This window comes from Streptomyces tateyamensis (genome assembly GCF_003205575.1).
GTDB classification, from domain to species: Bacteria; Actinomycetota; Actinomycetes; order Streptomycetales; family Streptomycetaceae; genus Kitasatospora; species Kitasatospora tateyamensis.
Genome location: NZ_PYBW01000015.1, coordinates 21,117 through 36,532, shown reverse-complemented (window position 1 = coordinate 36,532; position 15,416 = coordinate 21,117). Strand labels below are relative to the sequence as shown.

Here is a 15,416-nt window from a genome sequence, read left to right as displayed (position 1 = left end):
CGGTGGGCGCGGTACAGCCGGGTGCATGGTTTCCTACAGGTCCAGGCAAGGCCCGCTGGCTACGCTGGGCGGTATGTCTGCTGCCGCCGCCCCGTCCTCCCGTTCCCGTTCGGCCGTCCTGAGCAGTGCGGCGGACGTGCTGCTCGCGCTGTCCAACGGCAGACGGCTGGCGATCCTGCACGCGGTCGTCGAACTGAACGCGCAGGTAGGCCCGGTGGGGCTGGCGCAGCTCGGCGAGCGGGTGGGGCTGGACGCCCGGCAGCTCGCCAAGGAGGTGGTCCGGCTGACCGAGGCGGGCCTGCTGCGGCGGGACCAGGGGGCGTTGACCGCGCAGCTCGGTCCCCTCGGGGAACTGGGCGAAGCGGTGGCCGAGTTCACCGCACTGGGCCGCACGGTGCCGCCGGACTCGCCGCTGCGCCGGTTCCTGACGCACGGACGGGTCACCGACCTGCCCAAGCGCCCGGAGGACCTGGCGGCGCTCGCGGCCGCGCTGGCCGACCTGCTGCCCGCGGACCGCACCCTCACCGAGGCGGAGGTCAACGAGCTGCTCGGGCAGGCCGGTGACGACGTGGCCCGGCTTCGGCGGCTGCTGGTGGACCTCGGCCTGGTGCAGCGGTCCGGCTCGGCGCAGTACCGGCGCTCTGCGGCGGTGGCCTCGTGACCGCCCCGGGGCGGGCGCTTCCGGTGGTGGACTTCGCCGGGTTCGCGGAGCACTGGAACAGGCGGCCCTGCGTGGTCCGCGGGTTGGACGAGTTCGGCACGGTGGACGTGTACGAGCTGTACGCCAGGATCGGCGCCGCCGTCCGGGCCGGCACCCACCGGCGCCCCGACGACGTCAAGCTGTTCACCGCCCCGCCCGGGCCGCCCGACCTGGGCCGGCTGCTGCCGGCTGCGGCCGAACCGGACTTCGCGGGCTACGCGGCCCGGGTCTCGGCCGAGCTCGGCCGCGACTGGAGCTTCGTGCTCAACTCCGCCCAGGCGTTCTCCCCCGAGCTGTACCGGCTGGCCCGCGAGGTGCTGCTGCGGCTGCGCGGGACGGCGGACGGGCTGCCGGCCGGCCTCTCCGACTGCTTCCTGGTGGGCGGCTCGTACGCCACCGGACCGACCCGGATCCACAAGGACACCGCGGACGTCTTCCTCTACGTCGCGCAAGGTGTCAAGACGATGCTGCTGTGGCCGTACGAGGTGCTGGTGGACCAGGCCCCGCCGGACTCCGACCCGGAGCACAACTTCGTTCCGCTCAAGGTGACTCCGGACGAGATCGCGGCCGAGCCGCTGCGCCTGACCGGCGGCCCGGGCGAGGTGCTGTACTGGCCGGCCTCCTACTGGCACTGCGCGGAGTCCGACGGCCGGCCCTCGCTCAGCCTGCACCTGGCCACCCACCGGTACCGCGATCTCGCGCCGGTCTGGGCCGGCGCCTTCGCCGGCGCGGGGATCGGGGCCGATCTGCCGCCGCACTGGGAGGTGTCCGAACGGGCGCTCGGTGGCGAGACCCTGATGTTCGGTCAGCAGACCGCGGCGGCGGCCACCTCGGCCGTGCACCAGTGGAGCCTGGCCCGGCACAGCACCGCCAACTTCCAGATCCTGCCCGATCTCTCGCCGCGCTCCGGGTCGGAGCCGACGGCCCGTCGGGCGCGTGCCGTCCAGCGGTTCCCGGTCTCCTGGGCCGTCGACGCCGGGCAGCCCGAGGAGCTGATCGTGGCGGCCAACGGCCTCTCGCTGCGGGTGGCTTCGCAGCCGGCCACCATCGAGCTGCTCACCGCGCTGGCCTCGCTGGAGGCCGGTGCGGCACTCGACCTCGCCCCGTGGTCCGGTCCGGCAGGGCTGCTCGGCGACGCGGGGACGGTGCTGGCCGCGGCCCATGCGGCAGGCTCGGTCACGCTCGGGTGACGCTGGCCCTCGGGTGACGGTCAGCGGGGCCGGGCGGCCGGGAGCACCAGAGTGACGGCAGGCGTCGGGCTGTCGTCCGCGTCCCGGGCCGCGGCCACCTCCTCATGGCCTACGTCCTGCACCGCCGCCAGCAGGGAAGCCGTGAACTCGATCGGCAGGCCGGCTCGTTGGACCTCGGACTGGGTGGTCAGCACCAGCTGGGCCGGTCCGATCCGGCGCAGCAGGGCGGACCGCACGATGCGGCGCGCGGTGGCGACCGCCCGCCGGGACAGCGCCGCGCCGCCCGCGTGCTCGGCCAGCACCAGGCGGGCCACCCGGTCGGCGTCCTCGACCGCCGGGGCGGCGAGCATCAGGAACTCGCCCCGGGTCAGGTCGACCACGCAGTCCCACAGGTAGCTGGCCGCGAGCTCGGACCGGATCGCGTCGTCGACCACCGAGCTGTAGGCGCCGAACCTGGCCTGGTTGGCGACCAGCGCGGCGGCGAGTGCCCGGACCGTGGCCACCTGCGGGATCGCCCGGCGCAGTTGCAGGTAGGCGAGCTCGGCGCGGGGCGACTCGACCTCCAGCCAGCGCGGCGGGGCCGCCGGCCGGGGCAACCGGATCGGCAGATCCTGTTCCGGGCCACCGACAGCCTCGGACTCGACGGCCGCGGGCGCCGGGGCGGGCCCGTGGGTCGCGGTGAGCACCGCGGCGCCGGCGACCCGGTCGGCCTGCGCGGGGGCGTCGGCGATCACCGCCCGCCCGCCGTCGATCAGCCGCTCGGTGACCTGGCGGGCCGTCAGGCGGGCTCCGGCCACCTGGTGGACCGGACCCCCGGGGGCCGAGCCGAGGGTCGCGAGGGTGGCCAGGTCGTGCGAGCCTCGGGTGCGCACGGCGGCGAGCACGGCGATCACCCGGTCCAGGTCCAGGTCATCGGCCCGGGCCGCGCTGACGGCCTGTCGGCCGCTCGCGAGCGCCTCGGCCGCCTGGTCCAGAAGCTGGCCCGCATCGAGCTGAGGTACCGTCAGCTCAACGCCGACCAGGCGTTCGTGGTCGGTCACCGGCCGGGTCGGCGCCAGCCGCGTGAAGCAGTCGCGCAGTCGGGGAAGCACCAGCGCGTCGTGCACCAGGCGCAGCGAGACGTCCTCGCCCGGCACGCAGCCGGTCCGCACCTGCAGGCGCGGTTGCGCCTCCCCGGTGGCGAAGCAGCGCAGGGTGCCGGCCGCCAGGCGCAGGTCGAGGGTGCCCACGGTGCCGTCGGTGGCGACGGAGCCGCGGCCGGCGCTCACCGACCCACCAACGCGTCGGTCCCCGCCGCGGCCGTAGCCGCCGCGAGCAGGTCGACGAAGCGCAGCAGCGCCGCGTGGTCGACCTGGCGGGTGGCCGCGAGCACCGCCTCGAAGCGGGGGGACCCGTGCAGCAGTGACAGGGCGTCCAGCGCCGCGAGTTCGCCCGGGTCCGGGGCGCTGTCCGGCAGCGTGTCGCGCACCGCCGCGAGGTCGTCGGCGCCTGCGGCCAGCACCGGCAGCAGCAGCTCCGGCGCCAGGTCCAACGGGCGGCGCGGGTCCAGGCCCGCGGCCAGCGCGTAGAGCAGGCCGCCGCGCACCGGTTCGGTGCCGCGCGGCGAGAGCACCCGGCCGGACAGCCAGTGCAGCCCGGTCGGCGGCCGCCCCCGGTCGATCAGCCCGCCGAGCACCCAGGCCGCGGCGGCGGTCGCCGGATCGGGCGGCAGAATCCAGGCGGCGGCACAGGCGTTGCCCTCGGGGGCCCGGAACTGCCAGGCGCCGCCGACCGGTGGCCCCGGGCGCGGCCGACCGGCTCCCGGCACCGCGCCGCCAAGGCTGCGCCGCAGGTCGCCGGCGGACCACCCCGGCTCCGGTCCGGCCACGCACACCGCCACCGCCACCCCGTGCGCGAACCCGTCGACCAGCTCGACCAGCTCCGGCCCGGCGGGTGCGACGGCGGTCGGCTCGAACTGCGGGTCCGCGCGCAGCAGCCGGGCGATCTGACGGCGTGGGAAGCCGGACAGCCGGCGCTCCTGTCCGCCGCGGCGCTCCAGCTCGATCAGCCGCAGCGCCGAACGGATGCCGTGGGCGGCCACCGGCGACGGTGCACAGCAGTCGGCCAGCCGGTCGGCCAGGGCGGCCAGCACCACCGGCACCTCGTCGGGCGGGCAGACGTGGTGCAGCACCGTCGCGTGGTCGTGGGTGGCTCCCCATTCGAGGGTCAGGTCGGCAGGTGCCCGCAGGAACCATAGGTGCTCGTACAGGTGCGCGAGCCCGACGTGGGAGGCCGGATCGTCGAGATAGCCGCGGTCGAAGGCCACGCAGACCGCCGCGTAGGGACTGCCCGGGGCGGTGCGCACACCGGTGCGCAACCGCCCCTGCCGAGTCGTCGTCAGCACTCGGTCTCCGCCACCGGAGCGGCCCGGCGCCGCACGCGCAGCCCGTCCCGCGCCAGGCCGGCGCCTGCGGCGGCCAGCGTGACCGCCCCGGCCGCCACGAAGGTGCTGCGCGGGTCGGCGGCCGCGAAGACGCCGCCGAGCGCGAAGCCGACCAGGAAGAAGGTGTTCACCACCGAGCCGGCCGCCGCGTGCGCCCGCCCGAGCAGCTCCGCCGGGGTGCGGGTCTGCACCGCGGTGCGCATCGCGATGTTCTGGTAGGCGTTGGCCGCACCGGCCAGCAGGGCCATCAGCACCGTGACGCCGAGCACGGCGAACGCGCCGTACAGCAGGATCGCCAACCCCATGGCGGCGGCCCCGGCCTGCACCGCGCGCTCCGGCGCCCGCCACTCCCGGCGGGAGGCCACCGCCGCCCCCGCCATCGCGCCCACCCCCCAGGCGGCGGTCAGCAGGCCCAGCGCGGCCCCGCCGGCGTGCAGCGGGCCGCGGACGAAGAACACCGTGGCCACATTGACCATCGAGCTCGCCGACACGGTGAAGACCAGGATCGGCAGTACGGCGCGCAACTCGCCCTGCCGGGCCAGGAACCTGACGCCCTCGGTGGCCCCCTGCCACCAGACCCGGTCGTCCCCGGCCACCGGTCGGCGCACCCGCATGACCGCGATCACCAGCGTGGCCAGCCCGAACGAGACGGCGTCGGCGAGCAGCGCCGAGCGGACTCCCGCGGCGGCCACCAGCACCCCGCCGAGCACCGGTCCGACCAGGGTGGAGGCCGAACGGCTCAGCTCCAGCAGGCTGTTGGCACGGGCCGGGAAAGCCTCCCCGACCACCACCGGGATCAGCACCACCGCGGCCGGGGCCGCCACCGCACCCAGCGCCCCCACCGCCGCGGTACCGGCCAGCAGCACCCCGGTGCTCGGCCAGCTGCTCATCGCGAGCAGCACGACGGCTTGCAGCGCCGAGGCCAGGGCGAGCATCCGCCCGGCGTCGCGGCGGTCCAGCAGCTGGCCGGTCAGTGGCGCCAGCAGGACGGCCGGGGCGATCTGCAGGACCAGCAGCGCGGCGATCAGCAGCGACTGGCGGCTGCCGGCCAGGTGGACCAGGACGGCGATCGAGGCGACCTCGTCCCCCACGGCCGAGGCGAACACGGCGCCGAGGAAGACCGCGCTGGCGGCGCGGTGCCGCTGGGTGGTGGCCGCGGCCACGGTGGCGGTGCTCACTTGCGGCCGGTCAGGATGTGGTCGGCGTCGCTGCCGTAGGCGTGCAGGCCGGTCAGCCCTGCCTGGGCGAACAGCTCGGCGAGCTCGGCGATCGGGCGCAGCCGACGCCACTGCACGCCGTCCTCCTCGGCGGTGGTGCGCCCGTCGGCGTCCCGGACCGTGATGGTCCGTTCGACCTTGAGGCAGCGCTCGGCGGTGTCGACGGTGCGGCGCTCGTCCACCTGGGCGACCAGGCCGCCCGCGATCGGTACGTCCGGGCGCCGCACCCACTCGGCGCTGCTGCGCAGCCGGGCGTCACCGGCCGACCCGGCCAGCGCCAGGATGCCGCCCGGCGCCAGGGCGGCGGCGTAGCTGAGCACCGAGGCGAGCGCCAGTTCGTCGTCGGTGATGAAGGCGAACCCGTTGAGCGGGCAGTAGAGCGCGGCGTAGCCGCTCAGCTCGGCGTCGAGCGGCGCGAAACTGCCCTGGTGGATGGTCGGGACCAGGCCCTGCCGGGCGGCGTCGGCGCGGCAGATCCCGATCATCTCCTCGGAGATCTCCAGGCCGTGCACCTGGTGGCCGGCCTGCAGCAGCCGCAGCATCAGTCGGCCGGTGCCGCTGCCCAGCTCCAGCGCGGTGCCCCGGGCCTCGGCCACGATGCGGGTGAAGAGCGCGTCCTCGTCGAACAGTTGGTCGGCGATGGCGGCCGCGTAGACGGCGCCGATCAGGCCGTCGTAGAAGCCGGTGGTGGTGGTCATGGTCGGACCGTCCTCCGCTGCGGGGTCAGAACCGGTAGGCGTTGTCGGGAAGTTGACGGGTCGGGTCCTCGCCCGGCAGCCAGCGCGCGTAGCGCCGGTGGACCGCGTCCAGGTGCCCGCGGTACAGGTCCATCATCTGCCGCAGCACCGTGAACAGGCGGGTCACCTTGGCCTGGCCGAGCTCGTGCTCCTCCGAGAGGAGCAGGCTCGGCAGTCCGCCGTGGTCGCCCTCGACGTCGTCCGCGTCGTGCGCCCGGAACCGGCGGATCAGCGCCTCGGGGATGCCGTGCTCGCGCTCCAGCAGGTCGAGCACGTCGGTGCCGGGCCGGGCGCTGTCGGCGCCGGCCGCACGGACCTCGGGCAGGATCAGGGCGGCGGCGAACTCCGCGACGCCCTGCCAGCCGAAGGCGCCATAGGCGTGGCTGTAGGCCATGGTCTCCACCGCCTCCTCGGCGGTGCGCAGCACGTCCACGTCCAGGCCGAGCGCGGCGAAGCCGCCCAGCAGCAGGTTGCCGTGGCCCGACTCCGAGGCCCGGAACTCCTCCAGGGCCGCGCGCTGCACAGCCGTCATCCGGTGCCGGAACACCGGCTCGGCGGACCAGGAGGCCGCCCGGACCACGAAGTAGGTCTCCAGCAGGAGGCCCGCGGCCAGTCCGTGGTCGGGACCGGCGGCCAGCGCGCGCAGCAGCGGTGCGTCCCGCAGCACCCGCGGGAACTCCCGCCGGAACGCGTCGACCAGCCGGCAGGCGACGTACGCTCCCGGCACCGAGTCCAGGCGGGCGGCCTCGGGGTCCACCAGCAGACCGGTGCTGAACAGCCGCTCGACCACCTCGCGGGCCCGCGGCTCGGGGCAGTCCAGCCAGCCGCGGACGTCGGCCAGCAGCTCGGCGGGCGAGCCGCCGGCCGCCCAGCGCTCCAGGTCCGCCAGGGTGACGGCGCTGGACGGGAAGGCGGCGCGGTAGGTGCCGTCCTCGATCCGCACCAGCTCGCCGTCCGTGGTGAGCGACACGTCGCGGCTGAACCGCGGACGGACCGCGGAGTCGATGACCTCGACCATGGTTACTGGCTCCTTTCGGGCTTGACGAAGATTCGGCCCTGGGTGTCCAGGCGGTGGAGCAGCGGCGGCTGCGCCAGCTCGGCGAGGTACTCGTCGGTGGCCCGGGTGGCCCCCGCGAGCTTGCCGTAGTCGTCGATCACGACGACCCCGCCCGGAACCACCCGGGGGTAGAGCTCCCGCAGCTCGTGCAGCGTCGAGTCGTACTGGTCGGTGTCCAGGCGCAGCAGCGCGATCCGCTCGGGAGCCAGCTGCGGGACGGTGTCCTGGACCAGGCCCGGCACGCAGTGGATCCGCTCGGCCGGGTACCCGGTCTCGGCGACCCGCCGGTGCACCTCCTCGGCCGTGGTCCCGGCGGCCATCTGCTCGGGGTGCACCCCGCTCGCGTCGGGCTCGGCGCCGGCCCGGACCTGCCCGATGAAGCCGTCCTGCTCGCCGGTCTGCTCCCACTTCCAGTCGAAGGTGTCGAACAGGTACAGCTCGCGGTCCCGCACCCCCAGTTCGAGCAGGGCCAGGGCGGCCAGCCGGATGCTGCCGCCGCGCCAGACCCCGCACTCCACCAGGGCGCCGGTGATGCCGCCCGCCACCAGGTAGCGCACCGCGGACCAGAGCGCGTACCGGGCCGCCGGGGAGGTCAGGGTCAGGCCCTCGCAGCTGCGCGCGGCGCGGATGAAGGCGGGGTCGGCCTCCAGGTCGGGGGCGGCCGAGATGACCTTGGCGATCTCCACGTTCACGTCGCGCAGCGCCGGGCTCACCTCGTCCACCAGGATCCCGGCCTCGTGCAGCCGGGCCAGCGCGGCCCGCACCGGCGCCTCGTCGGTGGCGGCGCCGCCGGACAGGGCCCGGGCCAGCTGCTCGGGCCCGGTGCCGCGGGTGGCCTCCGCGAGCAGCAGCAGGATGCCGGTGTCGGCCTGCAGCAGGTCGAAGGGCCGGTCCACGTGGCCGACCAGCAGGCGGCCGTCCCGGGCGGCGACGAACGCGCCGTCGTTGATCCTCATGCCGAAGCCCTTTCGTGGTCCAAGGCGCCGCGCTTGACCAGTTCGGCGAGCAGGGCGGTGAGTTGGCGGTCGTCCTGCGGGCCGCCGGCGGCCCGGGCGAGCGCGCACCAGTCGGCCGGGGTCCTGGTGGTGCCGGGGGTGAGCGCGGGCAGGAAGGCGTCGAGCCAGTCGCCGCCCCGGGCCCGCAGCAGGTGGCCGTTGGCCGCCAGGTGGGTGGTGCCGTCGGCCCGCAGGGTGCGGAGCACGGAGTCGGCGGTCACCGTCAGCCGGTCGGCCGGGGCGGGCTCGGCCGCCTCGCGCAGCCGGGGCAGCACCTCGAAGTTGGAGGCGGTCCGCCGCTTCAACTGACGCAGTTTCAGCTCCAGTTCCAGCTCCGGGCCGTCGAGCAGCGCGGTGACAGTCTTGCGGATCCGGCTGTCCACCTCGCCGGAGCCCGCGCCGAGCGGCCCGCCCTCGAACCGGGTGGTGCCCAACTCGCCTGCGGCGAGCGCTTGCAGGCGGCGGATCAGCAGCGCGAGCCGGTCGTCCCACTGGTAGTGCGCGATGTGCAGCGAGAGCGCGAAGGTGCCGTCGGAGGTGGCGCAGTGCCAGCGGTCCGAGGGCCAGTAGAGCACCGTGCCGGGGCCGCCCTCGACCACGGTCGCCGTGGCCAGGTGGTCGTGGTGGCGGATCGACGCGGGCAGGTTGACCTGGCGCTGCATCGCCTCCGGTCCGGCGAGCTCGCCGAACACCTCGAACGGCCAGGTGTAGAACCGCTTGAACCCGCTCACCACGTAGGTGAAGACGCCCGCGGTGTCCTTGTGCACCAGGGTCGGGGCGGTCCCGTAGACCGAGGCGATCAGGTGGCAGTCGACCCCGCCGGCCGTCGGGTGCGCGAGCGCGTCGAGCACCGGGTCCACCTGCCGGCGCAGCGCCCGGAACAGCTCCCAGTCGAACTGCTGGAGGGAGTTGATGGTCAGCGCGAAGGATCCGGCGGTGGCCCGCAGGCGGCGCGCGTAGCCGGCGAAGCTGCCGTCGCCCTCCCGGGTCGGCAGGTACGCCTGGACCATGGACGGGTTGACCATGCTCTCGTCCGCGAACACCCGCACGTCCTGCGGGTCGGGCAGCGTGGCGCGCTGGGCCGAGGCGGCGCAGGCGAGTTCGAAGAGCGCGTCCTCGGTGAAGGCGGGCTCCCGGTCCCGGCGGGCGAGCACCGTCGGCCGGGTCTCCCAGAAGCTCCCGACCTCCCAACCGGCGTCCGGCCCGGTGGCCTGAGCGGAGTTCATCGCAGCGACCGTCCCGCCTGCTCGACGTACGGCCCGGTCCGCGGGTCCACGGCGATCAGCCGCTCGCCCCGGCTGCGGACGAACTCCCCTGGTTCGTCCACCCCTTCGGCCTTGAGCAGGGTGGCGAGCTCCTCGCCCTCGGCGCCGGACCAGAGCAGGGCCGCGAGCAGGTAGCCGTCCGCACCGCTGATCTGCACCCGGGAGAAGATCTTCCGGCGGCGGAACTGCGGGACCGCGGGCGCCAGTCGGGCGAGCGCGTCGTCCGACCGGGCCGCGTCGGCCCGTTGCAGCAGCGCGGACACCTCGTCGAGCGGGTTGTCGCAGAGCTCGTCGAGCACGTGGATCAGGTGGATCGGGTCCACCAGCGGCAGCGCGCGCTCCAAGGTGTCCAGGTAGAGCCGCCGGTTGGCCAGCCGCAGCATGCCCAGGCCGTCGATCCAGCGCTGGAGGTTGGAGGTCCGCTGGAACGCGGCGGGCAGGTAGCCCGCGCCGGGGGCGATGAACTCGTGCGGGCGGTGCCGGTCGGCCCCCTCGGACTGCGACCGCGGGACGGCGCGGATCGACACCGTCACCGACGGCTTCTCGATCCAGTACAGCTCGTGCACCAGGGTCGGCAGGATCGGCGAGACCGAGGCCGCCCGCATCATGGTGCGGCCGGTGGCGGTCAGGGCGCCGAAGGTCACCCCGCTGTCCAGCGGGTCCGCAGCGGCGAAGTCGTACTCGCAGTGCAGGCGCCGGCCGCTGAGGGCCAGGAACGCCCCAGCGGACACGTGCTTGTGCAGGGTCGAGGAGTTCTGCAGCCAGTACAGCACGTCGACCCGGAGGGTCTCGGTGCGGACCACCGTCACGCAGGCGTTGCCGAAGTAGTTCTTCCAGGACTGGTCCGGCCAGTTGCGCGGGTCGGCCATCAGCTCCGCGAGCAGCAGGCCGGGGTCGACCCGGTGAAGCTGCGGCGAGTCGGCGAGCACGGCGGCCAGCCGGTGCGCGCGCTGCTCGTCACCGTCCGGGCCGCCGCCGGCCTCGGCAGCCGCCAGCGCGTCCGCGAGGTCGCGGAAGGCGTCCAACGTCTTCACAGCACATCCTTTCGGTCCGGGTGGTGACGGTCCATCAAGTTCGGAGAGTCCCTGGGGCGGGGCCCTCGGTCAGGTCGGTGAGCTCGGTCAGGTCGGTCAGGTCCGTCAGCTCGGTCAGGTCGGGATGCCGTGCTCCCAGGGCGCGCCGAGCAGGCCGCCGCCGCCGCGGCTGTGCGACCCGTACGGCGAAGTGGTGGCCCCGGGAACCAGGACCCGCACCACCGTCCAGTCGGGCCCGCACAGCGGCAGCCGGACCACGATCGGACTGTGTCCGCGCTGCGCCAACCGCTCGACGAAGTAACCGAGTTGCCCGGCCTCGTCGGCGTACGGCACGGCGGGCGGCGGACCGGTCCGCTGCTCGTCCAGGTAGCGCCGGGCCCGGGCCGACACCTGCGGCCGGGCCCAGGCGGCATGGGCCGCACTGGTCGGCGTGCCGGCCGCCCGGGCCCGCACCGCCTCGAAGTGGATCTGGCACAGCTCGGTCACCGCGCCGTCCAGCGCCTGCCGGAACGAGGTGCCGGAGCCGCTGGCGCGCACCAGCACCCCGGTCTGCGGGTCGTGGTGGAAGGCGTGCACGTCCGGCAGCACCAGGCCGTCCTGCGGCCAGTGCAGGGCCCAGACGCTCCCGGGGAACGCACCGGCCAGCCCGAGCCGGGCCAGTGCGCCGGTGTGGTCCAGCCGCACGGCCGGTCGCAGTCCGCTGAACCCGTTGTAGAGGCCGTCCCGCTCCAGCACCTCGCGCAGCCCGCGCAGCACAGCGGTCTCCTCGCTCGCGGCTCCGGCCAGGCCGGTGGTGACGCCGTCGGTGGGCCGGTCCGGACCGAGGTAGGGGAAGGTGACCAGGGCTTTGGGCACCGCGACGCTGGCGCCGTCGGCGAGGCGGGTGCCGGCCACGTAGGCGACGGGCACCCGGGCGGCGCGGGGCGCCCTTCGGTGCCGCTCCCAGGCCGGCCCGTACGGGTGCAGGTCGGCCAGCTCGAGCCGGGGCGCGCCCGGATCGGCGGGCGGCAGGCTCCAGTTGGCCTGGTAGGCCGCGTACCGCTCGACCGCCTCGCCGACCGCGCCGGTGAGCGCGGCCCGGGAGGTGACGCCCTTGCCGCTGTTGCCCTCCAGGTGGTCCTGACCGCCGGCGGGTGTGCGGCAGGTGGCGACGTGGCTCCCGGCGATCGAGCCCGGCCGCACCTGGAGCCCGCGCACCATTCCGTACGTCCAGGCCTGGGTGTCCGGCAGCTGCCGGAACGGGGTCGCTCCCACGGCGCGCGCGGTGGCGAAGGCGACCGTGCGCAGGGAGTCGACGAGCACCGCCTGGTCCGGTCCGAGCCGGGTGGCCGCCTTGATCGCCCGGGCCAGCGCGACCGGGTCCCGGCGGGCCCGGTACAGCAGCGGTCGCGGGCGCTCAGTGAAGCCGAGCGCGTCGAGCCGCTCCTCGAAGGCCCACCGCACGCGGTCGGCACGCGCCGGGTCGGCCAGGGTGAGGTGGCTGCCCTCGAAGCCCTCGCCGAGGTGGATCTGCTGGGTGAGTAGGGAGGTCGGCACTGAAAGGGGCCGAGCAGGCGTCAGCGGATCGGTCGGGAGGACGTACAGCGGCCGGCCGCAGGCGGGCAGCTCGCCGTCCGTACTGACGATCCACCGCCCGGCGCCCACGGCGGCCAACTGGCGCACCAGGTCGGCGAACTCCCGGGCCGTCGCCGGATCGCGGCACAGCAGCACACCGGCCACCGGCCCGGCGGACGCCTCGGCAGGCGCACGGTGGGCCGGTCGCACCGGCTCCAGGAAGCCCGACTCGACCGCGCGGGCCGCCCCCAGTCGGGCGGCCAGCGCACCGGCGATCGCCGCCGCAGCGGTGGCCGCGGCAGGCTCGGCGCCGACCTGATCGGCGGCGACAGCATCGAGTTGCACCCGCACCAGCGCCAGCTGCGGGCCGAGCAGAAAAACGCTCGCTCCCTGGGTGGTGACGGCCACCCAAGGAGCGAGACGAAAGAGCGAGCCCTCGTTCTCGAGCGGTCCGAATGTCAATTTCTGGGGCATTGAGAACGAGGTGGACATCAGCGGCGGATAATCAGTAGGACTTCGGCTGCAGAACGATCGGGTTGCTGTCCAGCTCGGTCAGCTCGACGGTGAACGGCACGGTGCCGGCCGCCTCCTCCGCGGTCTGGTCCTCGGTGTTCTCGTTGTTCTGGGGAGCAGTGTTCTCGGTCATGAATACGTCTCCTGTCGCTTCGTGAACTCGCTTGGCCGTTCTGATGGTTCACTATCAGTCAGCACCCGAAAGGCTGTCAACGCACCCCAGTGGCCGTTTAAGGGGGGCACAAGCGGACAGGCAGGAAGCTGTCATCGAATTGACCTGGGGATGTCCTCCGGCGTCTTGCATGCATTCACGGCCGGCTCCGCGGCGAGGATTTCTCGGTGAGCCGCGGATCGCACTCGGCGACCGGGGCGAGCAGCTCGTCCATCCTGGCCACCAGCTCCGGCTCCAGCACCACGCCGGAGGCGGCGGTGTTCTCGGCCACCTGCTCCGGACGCGAGGCGCCGATGATCGCCGCCGACACGTCCGGGTTCCGCAGCACCCAGGCCAGGGCGAGTTGGGCCATGCTCAGCCCCGCCTCGGCGGCCAGCGGCCGCAGTCGCGCGACCCGTTCGAGCACCTCGGCCCGCACGTAGCCCCGGATGGAGCTGGTGCCGCCGCCCTTCTCGTCCGCGCCCCGGCTGTCGGCCGGCGCGGGCTCGCCGGGGCGGTACTTGCCGGCCAGCACGCCCTGGGCCACCGGCGACCAGACCAGCTGACCCATCCCCAGCTCCCGGCAGGCCGGTGCGACCTGCGCCTCCATGACCCGCCACAGCGCCGAGTACTCGGGCTGGTTGGCGACCAGCGGCACGTGCAGCTCGCGGGCCAGCGCGTGCGCCGCCCGGATCTGCTCGGCCGTCCACTCCGAGACGCCGAGGTACAGCGCCTTGCCGGCCCGCACCACGTCCGCGAACGCCTCCATGGTCTCCACCAGCTCGGTGGTGTGATCGAACCGGTGCGCCTGGTACACGTCCACGTAGGAAGTCCCCAGGCGGCGGAGTGACTTGTCGATGGAGAGCAGGATGTGCTTCCGACTCAGCCCGCGGTCGTTGCGGCCCGGTCCGGTCGGGAAGTACACCTTGGTGAGGATCTCCAGCCCGTCGCGCCGCTGACCGTGCAGGGCCCGGCCGAGCACCGACTCGGCCCGGGTCCCGGCGTACGCGTCGGCGGTGTCGAAGGTGGTGATCCCCGCGTCGAGCGCCGCGTGCACGCAGGCCAGCGCCGTCTCCTCCTCGACCTGGGAGCCGTGGGTGAGCCAGTTGCCGTAGGCGATCTCACTGACCAGCAGCCCGCTGCGGCCGAGGCTTCGGTACTCCATCAGACGACTCCGTTCCGGTGGTTCAGGCGGGCTGGTCCGCGTCGTGCCGGGCCACGGCGGCGCGCACCAGCGGGATGACGGTCCGGCCGAAACCCTCGGCGTCCGCGAGGACGTCGAAGCCGCGCACGAGAGGATCCGGACCCCGAGGACGTAGTGGTCCAGCAGGGCGGCGGCCACCGTCTGCGGGGTACCGGCCGGCACGGTGGCCAGTCGCGTGGTGCCGGTGGCCCGGACGGTAGCCCGGCGGCCTTGCAAGGAACTGCACGGCGCCTGGCCACCACGAGCCGCAGGCGCTGCCCGGCGGCGGGCTGCCTACCCTGGTGCTGTGTCGACCTCCCGCCTGCGCCGCGTCACCGTCCTCGTCCTCGACGGGGCCAAGCCCCTCGACGTCGGGATCCCGGCGCAGGTCTTCACCAACCGCGCGAGCATGCCCTACGAGGTGCGGGTGTGCGGAGCCCGCGCCGGGCTGGTGACCGGAGGTGACGGCCTGTCGTACCACGTCGCCGACGGCCTGGAGGCCGTCGAGTGGGCCGACCTGGTCTTCGTCCCCGGCTACCGGCAGCCGGACCGCGAGGATCCGCCGGAGGCCGTCCTGGCGGCCCTGGTCGCCGCCCACCGGCGCGGCGCCCGGCTCGCCGCGATCTCCACCGGCGCCTTCGCCCTGGCCGCCACCGGCCTGCTGGACGGGCGGCGGGCCACCACGCACTGGCACTACACCCGGGCGCTGGCCGCCAAGTACCCGCTGGTGCGGGTGGACGAGAACGTGCTCTTCGTGGACGAGGGCACCGTGCTGACCTCGGCCGGAGCGGCCTCCGGGATCGACCTGTGCCTGCACGTGCTGCGCGGCGACCTCGGGGTCGCCGCCTCCAACCACGCCGCCCGGCGCCTGGTGGCCGCGCCCTACCGCAGCGGCGGTCAGGCCCAGTACGTGCCGCGCAGCCTGCGCGAGCCGGTCGGCGAGCGGTTCGCCGCCACCCGCGAGTGGGCGCTGCACCGCCTCGACGAGCCGCTGAGCGTGCCGCTGCTGGCCCGGCACGCGGCGGTGTCGCCGCGGACCTTCTCCCGGCGGTTCGTCGAGGACACCGGGTACACGCCGATGCAGTGGGTGATGCGGGCCCGGCTGGACCTGGCCCGCGAACTGCTGGAGCGGTCCGAGCAGAGCGTCGAGCAGATCGCCACCGTGGTCGGGCTGGGCACCGGCGCCAACCTGCGCCAGCACTTCCAGCAGATCCTCGGGACCTCGCCGGCCGAGTACCGGCGCACCTTCACCCGCGGCGAGTGACCCGACATCTGCGGCGAACGGCCTGGTCAGCGGGGCTTTGACAGTTTGGCACGATCCTTGCGGAAGGTGGCATTAATGCCACTGCCACCGGTTGCCGACACGGACCAGAGTGGAGGCAGCCACCCAGACGAGGA

General features: G+C 74.7%; 14 protein-coding genes. 3 read left to right on the top strand and 11 right to left on the bottom strand.

Annotation, left to right across the window (positions count from 1 at the left end; translation table 11 throughout):
• Positions 1–73 precede the first annotated feature (73 nt).
• A complete protein-coding gene (locus C7C46_RS04850) occupies positions 74–661 on the top strand; it encodes a DUF2087 domain-containing protein (RefSeq protein ID WP_146258989.1) in 588 nt (195 codons plus the stop codon).
• Positions 658–1,890, top strand: a complete 1,233-nt coding sequence (locus C7C46_RS04845) for a cupin domain-containing protein (RefSeq protein ID WP_110666051.1) — start codon at positions 658–660, stop codon at positions 1,888–1,890. Before C7C46_RS04850 ends, C7C46_RS04845 begins: the two co-directional genes overlap by 4 nt.
• 20 nt (positions 1,891–1,910) lie before the next feature.
• On the opposite strand, the gene C7C46_RS04840 is transcribed toward C7C46_RS04845, so the two are convergent.
• The 11 genes from C7C46_RS04840 to C7C46_RS04795 all read right to left on the bottom strand — a co-directional run bounded on the left by C7C46_RS04840 (position 1,911) and on the right by C7C46_RS04795 (position 14,000).
• Positions 1,911–3,158 carry a hypothetical protein gene (locus C7C46_RS04840; protein ID WP_110666049.1) on the bottom strand — a complete coding sequence of 416 codons (1,248 nt, stop codon included), beginning with the start codon at positions 3,156–3,158 and terminating at the stop codon, positions 1,911–1,913.
• Complete coding sequence (locus C7C46_RS04835) at positions 3,155–4,273, bottom strand: insulinase family protein (protein WP_146258988.1); 1,119 nt, start codon at positions 4,271–4,273, stop codon at positions 3,155–3,157. Before C7C46_RS04835 ends, C7C46_RS04840 begins: the two co-directional genes overlap by 4 nt.
• Positions 4,267–5,490: an MFS transporter gene (locus tag C7C46_RS04830; protein ID WP_181442199.1), complete on the bottom strand. Its 1,224-nt coding sequence runs from the start codon at positions 5,488–5,490 to the stop codon at positions 4,267–4,269. Before C7C46_RS04830 ends, C7C46_RS04835 begins: the two co-directional genes overlap by 7 nt.
• On the bottom strand, positions 5,487–6,227 hold the full coding sequence (locus C7C46_RS04825) for a class I SAM-dependent methyltransferase (protein WP_110666045.1): 741 nt from the start codon (positions 6,225–6,227) through the stop codon (positions 5,487–5,489). Before C7C46_RS04825 ends, C7C46_RS04830 begins: the two co-directional genes overlap by 4 nt.
• Positions 6,228–6,252: 25 nt before the next feature.
• Entirely contained in the window at positions 6,253–7,284 is a 1,032-nt protein-coding gene (locus C7C46_RS04820; protein WP_110666043.1) for a hypothetical protein, read from the bottom strand.
• Between the two features lie 2 nt (positions 7,285–7,286).
• Complete coding sequence (locus C7C46_RS04815) at positions 7,287–8,279, bottom strand: TylF/MycF/NovP-related O-methyltransferase (RefSeq protein ID WP_110666041.1); 993 nt, start codon at positions 8,277–8,279, stop codon at positions 7,287–7,289.
• Positions 8,276–9,544, bottom strand: coding sequence for a hypothetical protein (locus C7C46_RS04810; RefSeq protein WP_110666039.1), 1,269 nt, complete (start codon positions 9,542–9,544; stop codon positions 8,276–8,278). The genes C7C46_RS04815 and C7C46_RS04810 overlap by 4 nt, the downstream gene beginning before the upstream one ends.
• Positions 9,541–10,617 carry a hypothetical protein gene (locus C7C46_RS04805; RefSeq protein ID WP_110666037.1) on the bottom strand — a complete coding sequence of 359 codons (1,077 nt, stop codon included), beginning with the start codon at positions 10,615–10,617 and terminating at the stop codon, positions 9,541–9,543. The genes C7C46_RS04810 and C7C46_RS04805 overlap by 4 nt, the downstream gene beginning before the upstream one ends.
• Before the next feature lie 114 nt (positions 10,618–10,731).
• A complete protein-coding gene (locus tag C7C46_RS04800; protein ID WP_110666035.1) occupies positions 10,732–12,579 on the bottom strand; it encodes a YcaO-like family protein in 1,848 nt (615 codons plus the stop codon).
• A gap of 97 nt (positions 12,580–12,676) precedes the next feature.
• Complete coding sequence (locus tag C7C46_RS34810; RefSeq protein ID WP_181442198.1) at positions 12,677–12,817, bottom strand: hypothetical protein; 141 nt, start codon at positions 12,815–12,817, stop codon at positions 12,677–12,679.
• A 175-nt stretch (positions 12,818–12,992) separates the two neighbouring features.
• Positions 12,993–14,000, bottom strand: coding sequence for an aldo/keto reductase family protein (locus C7C46_RS04795; protein WP_110666033.1), 1,008 nt, complete (start codon positions 13,998–14,000; stop codon positions 12,993–12,995).
• A 325-nt stretch (positions 14,001–14,325) separates the two neighbouring features.
• Here C7C46_RS04795 and C7C46_RS04790 point away from each other — a divergent pair, with 325 nt between their 5' ends.
• On the top strand, positions 14,326–15,282 hold the full coding sequence (locus C7C46_RS04790) for a GlxA family transcriptional regulator (RefSeq protein ID WP_110666031.1): 957 nt from the start codon (positions 14,326–14,328) through the stop codon (positions 15,280–15,282).
• The last annotated feature ends 134 nt before the right edge of the window (positions 15,283–15,416 follow it).

Coding starts and splice junctions, on each gene's coding strand:
- C7C46_RS04850 (WP_146258989.1), top strand. CDS start 74: ATGTCTGCTGCCGCCGCCCCGTCCTCCCGTTCCCGTTCGGCCGTCCTG.
- C7C46_RS04825 (WP_110666045.1), bottom strand. CDS start 6,227: ATGACCACCACCACCGGCTTCTACGACGGCCTGATCGGCGCCGTCTAC.
- C7C46_RS04820 (WP_110666043.1), bottom strand. CDS start 7,284: ATGGTCGAGGTCATCGACTCCGCGGTCCGTCCGCGGTTCAGCCGCGAC.
- C7C46_RS04815 (WP_110666041.1), bottom strand. CDS start 8,279: ATGAGGATCAACGACGGCGCGTTCGTCGCCGCCCGGGACGGCCGCCTG.
- C7C46_RS04810 (WP_110666039.1), bottom strand. CDS start 9,544: ATGAACTCCGCTCAGGCCACCGGGCCGGACGCCGGTTGGGAGGTCGGG.
- C7C46_RS34810 (WP_181442198.1), bottom strand. CDS start 12,817: ATGACCGAGAACACTGCTCCCCAGAACAACGAGAACACCGAGGACCAG.
- C7C46_RS04795 (WP_110666033.1), bottom strand. CDS start 14,000: ATGGAGTACCGAAGCCTCGGCCGCAGCGGGCTGCTGGTCAGTGAGATC.